The 425-nt window shown below is 59.5% G+C and carries 1 protein-coding gene; it reads right to left on the bottom strand.

The genetic code is table 11. The features are described from left to right. Nucleotides 1-425 (bottom strand): flagellar hook-basal body complex protein (locus D7X55_RS41525; protein WP_121725777.1); only part of this gene is annotated, 425 nt, incomplete at both ends.

Here is a 425-nt window from a genome sequence, read left to right as displayed (position 1 = left end):
AACCAAAGCTGCCCGATTGCGGGAAGCCGATGGTAACGACACCGGACTCGTTGCTCGGAAGATAAACGTTGCCGTTCTGCGGGCTCAGGTTGTCGACGCTCGGCACGGTGGCCAGCGCCAGCTGGTAAATGTTGCGGCGGCCGCCATCCTGGTAAACTGCCGTCACTACGCCATCCTTGCCGATTTCGACATCCTTGATCTGGCTCGGACCGTTACCGTTCAGGATCGCCGTGCCGGGCGTGAACTTCGACGAAAACTGGGTCATGTCGGACAGGTCAATGTTGATCGCCTGCGCCACGCCGCTGTTGTTGTCGTCGATGGTGATGGATTTGGGAGACGTAGTCGTCAGCTTGTTGGTCGCAGGATCGTAGGTCAGCGTGACGCTTTCCTGCACAAGGGATGCCGGCGCAGTCGCCGTATAGGGG

This window comes from Corallococcus sp. AB049A, assembly GCF_003668885.1.
Classification (GTDB): Bacteria; Myxococcota; Myxococcia; order Myxococcales; family Myxococcaceae; genus Corallococcus; species Corallococcus interemptor.
The sequence above is the reverse complement of the archived record's forward strand: the minus strand, read 5'-3'. Positions and strand labels throughout refer to the sequence as shown.